The organism is Sulfurimonas sp., assembly GCF_028694895.1.
Taxonomy (GTDB): domain Bacteria; phylum Campylobacterota; class Campylobacteria; order Campylobacterales; family Sulfurimonadaceae; genus Sulfurimonas.
In genome coordinates this window covers 1-5,645 of record NZ_JAQVKA010000092.1, presented here as the reverse complement: position 1 = coordinate 5,645, position 5,645 = coordinate 1, and the positions used below count along the sequence as shown (strand labels likewise).

The 5,645-nt window shown below is 35.0% G+C and carries 4 protein-coding genes and 2 pseudogenes; 2 read left to right on the top strand and 4 right to left on the bottom strand.

Annotated features, from left to right (window positions below; all coding sequences use genetic code 11):
* Positions 1-504, bottom strand: a pseudogene (locus tag PHI38_RS08700) (CinA family protein); the annotation flags it as partial.
* 122 nt (positions 505-626) lie between these two features.
* Between PHI38_RS08700 and ileS the strand changes: the two are divergent.
* Positions 627-3,386, top strand: coding sequence for an isoleucine--tRNA ligase (gene ileS, locus PHI38_RS08695; RefSeq protein ID WP_299855152.1), 2,760 nt, complete (start codon positions 627-629; stop codon positions 3,384-3,386).
* On the top strand, positions 3,379-3,510 hold the full coding sequence (locus PHI38_RS08690) for a hypothetical protein (protein WP_299855150.1): 132 nt from the start codon (positions 3,379-3,381) through the stop codon (positions 3,508-3,510). The genes ileS and PHI38_RS08690 overlap by 8 nt, the downstream gene beginning before the upstream one ends.
* A 394-nt stretch (positions 3,511-3,904) precedes the next feature.
* On the opposite strand, the gene PHI38_RS08685 is transcribed toward PHI38_RS08690, so the two are convergent.
* From PHI38_RS08685 to PHI38_RS08675, 3 genes and pseudogenes are all read right to left on the bottom strand, one after another.
* On the bottom strand, positions 3,905-4,975 hold the full coding sequence (locus PHI38_RS08685) for a tyrosine-type recombinase/integrase (RefSeq protein WP_299855147.1): 1,071 nt from the start codon (positions 4,973-4,975) through the stop codon (positions 3,905-3,907).
* Positions 4,911-5,240 carry a helix-turn-helix domain-containing protein gene (locus tag PHI38_RS08680; RefSeq protein ID WP_299855145.1) on the bottom strand — a complete coding sequence of 110 codons (330 nt, stop codon included), beginning with the start codon at positions 5,238-5,240 and terminating at the stop codon, positions 4,911-4,913. The genes PHI38_RS08685 and PHI38_RS08680 overlap by 65 nt, the downstream gene beginning before the upstream one ends.
* A gap of 8 nt (positions 5,241-5,248) precedes the next feature.
* Positions 5,249-5,645 (bottom strand): annotated as a pseudogene (locus PHI38_RS08675) (hypothetical protein); the annotation flags it as partial.

Sequence of the window (5,645 nt, the reverse complement as noted above, 5' to 3'; positions counted from 1 at the left end):
AAGGGTTACTATGTTGATTTTTAGATCATACATCTGCGCAATTGGTGCAAGCATAGCCATAGCACTCACTTTATCTTCTTCAAAAAGATGCATAGTTGCTTTTGACTCTTCTATATTTAAGAGCACTTGAGGGAACAACTGCATCTCATCCATATGAAGCACATTTGTAATAGACTCTTTATACTCTAAAAGATAACTACCATTTTCATAGACAGTTGAGTTTGATGGTATGAGCATCTCATCTTTTAAAATCTGATTGTCGCCTGTAATGGTGCATAAAAGTTTACCGGTAGTTGAGAAGTGCTGTTTTGTGGTTACTATGATTTGTCTATTTTTACTGTTTAACTCTTTATCCAGATATAAAAAAAGTGAATTATCACTCTCTTTAAAAAATGTAATTGAGTGTATAAAATCAACTTTTTGCTCTATTTTTCTTATGATATATTCTCTAAGTGGAAGATTATATATAAACTTATTACCGATAAAAATAACATGTAGTTTCATAGTTTTAGCAGACCTTTTTGCGAGATTAGTTGAGCCAATTATAGCACCAAATGAGTAGATTAAAGTAGCTTTTAAACCCTATAAAGATACAATCCAAAAATTTTCTACAATTTGGAATTGATATGGATTATAAAGACACACTACTTTTACCAACTACAAAATTTGAGATGAGAGGCAATCTTATCAACAATGAGCCAAAGAAATATGCCTCTTGGGATGAGAAAAAAATATATCAGAAGATGAAAACAAACCGTAAAGGTGCACAAAGCTTTACTCTTCATGATGGCCCTCCATATGCGAATGGGCATACTCACATAGGACACGCACTAAACAAAATTTTAAAAGATATTATTATTAAACATAACTATTTTAACGGTAAATCTGTGCGTTTTACTCCAGGCTGGGATTGTCATGGACTTCCAATTGAGCAGCAAGTTGAGAAAAAACTAGGCGGAAAACAGAAAAAAGAGCTTTTAGAAAAATCAGAGGTAAGAAAGCTTTGTCGCGCTCACGCAGCTGAGTTTGTAGATATCCAAAGAGAAGAGTTTAAAAAGCTTGGTGTTATCGCTGACTGGGAAAACCCTTATGTAACTATGGATTTTAAATTTGAAGCTAACATCTACCGTACACTTTGTAATGTTGCAAAAAAAGGGCTTCTCATAGAGCGTAGCAAACCTGTTTTTTGGTCATGGGCCGAGAGAACAGCACTAGCTGAGGCTGAAGTTGAGTATGAAGATAAAGAGGATTACTCAATCTTTATAGCGTTTGAGTTAAGTGATGAGGCAAAGAAAAAGCTATCGATTGATTCCAAAGCGGCTTTAGTTATCTGGACAACAACTCCATGGACAATCCCTGCAAACACTGGAATCTCGTTAAATCCTGAAGAGGAGTATGTTCTAACAACAACTGGTTATATAGTTGCTAAAGAGCTTCTCTCTTCACTTAGAGATAGTGGGATTTTAAGTGGAGATATAGCAAGAACATTTAAAGCAACAGAGTTTGAAAATCTCTTAGCTATCAACCCGCTAAATGCTAGAACTTCTCGCATAGTTTTAGGAGCGCATGTACTGATTGAAAATGGTACAGGTTGTGTTCATACAGCTCCAGGGCACGGTGAAGATGACTACCGCATCGGGCTTGTTTATGACTTAGAAGTTGTTATGCCAGTTGATGAGACTGGATGTTATGATGAGACTATTATCCGTGATGGTTTAATCCCAAATGCTGAGGATTTTCTAGGCCGTCATATTTTCAAATCAAATGAAGATTTGATAACTCTTATGGGCGAGAGTGTTGTTCATGTTTCAAAGTTTAAACACTCATACCCACACTGTTGGAGAAGCCACACTCCTCTTATCTTTAGAGCTACAAAACAGTGGTTTATCAGCGTTGATGAGAAGCCAAATGGAAGCGACAAGACATTGAGAGAGATTGCTCTTAATGAAGTTGAAAAAACTCTTTTCTTCCCTGAGACTGGTAGAAACAGACTAAAATCAATGGTCGCAAACAGACCTGACTGGTGTATCTCAAGACAAAGAGATTGGGGTGTTCCTATCGCGTTTTTTAGAATCAAAGCGACTGGCGAAGTTCTTCTTGATGAGAAGGTTTTAAACTTTACAGCGATGGTCTTTGAGATGCACGGAAGTGATGCTTGGTACTCTATGCCAACAGAACAACTCCTCTACCCTGGTGCTGGCTACAAGGCAGATGAGCTTGAAAAAGTTACAGATATCTTGGATGTTTGGTTTGATAGTGGCTCAACTTGGTACTCAGTTCTAAAATCTCGCAACTATGATGCAGGAGAGTTCCAAGCGGACCTCTATGTTGAGGGAAGTGATCAGCACCGTGGATGGTTCCAATCATCTATGTTCTTAAGTGCTGCAGTTGAGCACAAAGCACCGTATAAAGGCGTTCTTACTCATGGCTTTACAGTCGATGAAAAAGGCGAGAAGATGTCTAAGAGCAAGGGCAATGTTGTAGCTCCAGAGACTGTTTTAAAAGAGTACGGCAGTGAGATACTCCGTCTTTGGGTAGCTTCTAGTGACTATCATGGAGACCTTAAAATCTCTCAAAGCATCCTAAAACAGAGCGCTGAGAACTACCGTAAACTAAGAAATACTTTTAGAATCATGCTTGCAAACATCAACGACTTACATGAACTAACTCCTTACGAGAAGATGGGCGAGTTAGATAAGTGGGTACTGAATGAAGCAAAAAGCGTGTTTGAGGGTGTTCACAAATCATTTAGCAACTACAACTTTGTAAACGGTATGAGTTTGCTTAACAACTTTATAGTAAATGAGTTGAGCGGTATCTACATCGATATCACAAAAGACTCTCTTTACTGTGACGCAAAAGATGACGCAAGAAGAACATCAAGCCAAAGCGCAATGGCGCTAATTGTTAAATCACTTCTAACGCTTATCGCTCCGATACTAACTTATACAGCTGATGAGATTGTTGAGTATCTGCCTGAAGTTATAAGAGTGAGCAAAGAGGATATCTTTGATTTTACTCATCAGAACATTGAAGTTGCAGAATCTGGGTTTAACACAGAATACATGTACGCTGCAAGAGAGAAATTTTACGAGATAGTTGATGGGCTCAAAAAAGAAAAAATCATCAAAAACACTCTTGAGTTAGTCATTGTTACAGAGTCAAAGAAGATAGCAGAGATGGACAAAACAGCCGCTGAAGATTGGTTTGTGGTATCTGGTATCTCTCATAGCCCAGTCACAGAAGAACTTGGTAAGTTTGAAGTAGATGGTACTATTTTTGTTATCCAAAAAGCGACTGATGCAAAATGCCCAAGATGTTGGAAGTACCAAGCAAAAGATGAAACTTCTACATGTGCAAGATGTTCAAAGGTACTAAATGCCTGATTTAACCGCTCCAGTTGAGAGTTCATTTATCATAGCAACTATCGCTATGATATTTGTGATTATCGGTGTTGGGATAACACTTGTTAAACTAGGAAAAAAATCTAGAAATCCAAAGAGCTTATAAGTTAATCCACCATTAGTTAATCTTGATGGATACACTCAAGTTACTAAAAGTGGAGATTCACTCACATGGGTGTATCTTCCAACAATTAACAAACACTTTTGTATGTTATTTCTCCATATGACATTTAACACACACTAAATATTTAAGACTAATAAGTATATTTTCTCCTAAAGTTAAAAAACATTGCTATTTGTCATATTTTTTTACCAATTTTTCATTATTAACACACATTTAACATGTAAGTTATTTTTATTTTTTTAAGTTGATGCGTATATAATGTGTTTGAATAAATAGTAATAAGAACAATAGTGTATAAAGCCCTATTTAGTGGGCTTAACCATGCTTACTTTTTGAGGTGTGCCCAAGTTTGTGCCCTTTTGTGTCAGGATACAAACTATGAAGCTATTAAAAAAGCACCTCGTTTTTTATCTTTATTTTCTATATATCTTGCATACATAGTTAAAGTGATAGCGGAGTTGGTATGACCTAGCATTTTACTAACCCATAAAATATCTTCTCCATTACTTATCATCATACTTGCGAATGTATGTCTCATTTGATATGGATTTCTATACTCTATACCTATCTTATCAAATATTGGTCTCCAATAAGTTCTAGATATACTATGAAAACATGTAAAAGGTTTCTTATGTAAACTATTAAACATATACTCACTATCATCAATTTTAAACTTTAAATGATTATGTAAGTATGGGAGCAAAATATCAATAATATCAATATCTCTAATACTTGATTTTGTTTTAGGAAGCGATTCTACATTCTGTCTTTTAGCTCTTCTGACTTTAATAACATTATTTTCAAAGTCGATATCACTCCACTTAAGAGCCACTAGTTCGCCTGTTCTCATCCCAGTAAAAAAACCGATTGCAAATACTGCTCTCATTCTTTCTTGTATGTGTCCTAAGAGCTCAAATATTTCATCTTGTTTAAATGGAAGTATCTCATTGACTGAAACATTTTTAGGCTTCTTTATGAGGCTCATAGGGTTTCTTGTGATAAGTTCATCCGCTAAAGCGTCATTAAACATAACATTAAAAACGGCGCGTATCATTGTAAGTGATTTAGTAGAGAGATTTTTAAGTAATTTACTCTGCCATGTAGCTATCTCAGATGGTTTTATCTCGTCTATGTTTCTTTTACCAAAACTTGGCTTTATATGTCTTTCATAGATAAACTTATAATCTTTTTGACTTAAGTCTCTTCTGTATGCCTCATGTATCTCAAAGCTTACTTTCATAAACTCATCTACTGTTGGTACTTTTTTAACATTAGTAGTTTCAAGGAACTCATCTTGATTTAGTTGATGTACTATCTCAGGAATTAGTTTTGTTTCGGCTAGCCTGCGATTTGCTTTTGTATCATCAAGTTTTAAAGAGCGTCTATATCTTTTTGATTGATGATAAAATGTTATCCACAACTTGCCTTCGCGATTGATTAATTTCATTTGTTGTCTCCTTAGAGATAACCCATTCATCAATTGCAACTCTATCAAACAGTATTTTACCACTCTTCTTAAAGAAATGTATGCCCTCGATAAAAGTCGTATCTTTTATTTTGTAAATTCTATCTTTTGAATAGCTAAGGTAAATAGCCAGTTCTTTGACACTTAGCCACCTTTTAGTTGTTGTGTCTTGTAACAACTTTTTTAGAAGTTGCATATCGTTTGATATCTGTTTTATCAGGTTAATATTTTCAAATTCTACATTCATATTAACCCCTAAAAAATAGACTCTTGAAATAGAGACTTTCCTCTTGCTTTTAACTCTATAAAAGCCATCTCATGTTTTTTCATAAGAGTTTTTATATCAGAGTTTGGATCAGCCATAAGATTCTCTATCATCTTGATATATCTCTCTAGTTCCATATCACTAAGCTCTTTAAAATCAATCTGCTCTGATATAGTTTCGTATGTTACTTCTAACTCTTTTTCCTCTTTAGGAGTAGATGAAGTTGTAAAATACTTTGACTCTTTACTTTTTCTAAAAGCTTCTAGCACTTCATCATAGAACTGCTCATCAACTACTATGTTATGTATATATGCTTTTTTAGCAAGTTGTACTTGCTCTTTTATAGAGTCTTCTATTGCATAAGCGTAACTTTTTCTCTTTAGTCTC

Coding starts and splice junctions, on each gene's coding strand:
- ileS (WP_299855152.1), top strand. CDS start 627: ATGGATTATAAAGACACACTACTTTTACCAACTACAAAATTTGAGATG.
- PHI38_RS08685 (WP_299855147.1), bottom strand. CDS start 4,975: ATGAAATTAATCAATCGCGAAGGCAAGTTGTGGATAACATTTTATCAT.
- PHI38_RS08680 (WP_299855145.1), bottom strand. CDS start 5,240: ATGAATGTAGAATTTGAAAATATTAACCTGATAAAACAGATATCAAAC.
- PHI38_RS08690 (WP_299855150.1), top strand. CDS start 3,379: ATGCCTGATTTAACCGCTCCAGTTGAGAGTTCATTTATCATAGCAACT.